The sequence below is a fragment of the Mycobacterium sp. KBS0706 genome (assembly GCF_005938675.2).
Classification (GTDB): Bacteria; Pseudomonadota; Alphaproteobacteria; order DSM-16000; family Inquilinaceae; genus Inquilinus.
Genome location: NZ_VCCH02000342.1, coordinates 1 through 550, shown reverse-complemented (window position 1 = coordinate 550; position 550 = coordinate 1). Strand labels below are relative to the sequence as shown.

At 68.2% G+C, this 550-nt stretch carries 1 protein-coding gene; it reads left to right on the top strand.

Annotated features, from left to right (window positions below):
- Positions 1-56: 56 nt before the first annotated feature.
- Positions 57-550, top strand: a 494-nt coding sequence (locus tag FFK22_RS42180; protein ID WP_306770277.1) for an alpha/beta hydrolase-fold protein, incomplete at its 3' end; no start/stop codon positions are given.

The window sequence follows — 550 nt, the reverse complement described above, 5'->3', positions numbered from 1 at the left end:
GAGGGCTTCGACCTGATGCATGAGGGCAAGTCGATCCGCACGGTCGTGGAATTCTGATGTCGGATCTGGTCACCAGAAGCAAGCACCGGGCCTTCGCGGGCGAGGTCGGGTTCTACAGCCACGCCTCGGCCGAAATCGGCGGCGAGATGCGGTTTGCGGTCTATGTGCCGCCGCAGGCGCAGGAGCGCCCGGTGCCGGTGCTGACCTATCTCGCCGGTCTGACCTGCACCGAGGAGACCTTCATCATCAAGGCGGGCGCCTTGCAGCATGCGGCAGAGTTCGGGCTGATGCTGGTGGCGCCGGACACGTCTCCGCGCGACCGGCGGCATCCGGGCGACGACGAGAGCTGGGATTTCGGGCTCGGGGCCGGGTTCTACCTGGACGCGACCCAAGAACCCTGGCGCGACGGGTACCGGATGCACGCCTATGTGACGCGGGAGCTGCCGGAGGTGATCGGCAAGCACTTCCCGGCGCGGCGCTCGGCGATGGGGATCTTCGGGCATTCGATGGGCGGGCACGGGGCCTTGGTGGCGGCCTTGCGCAACCCCGG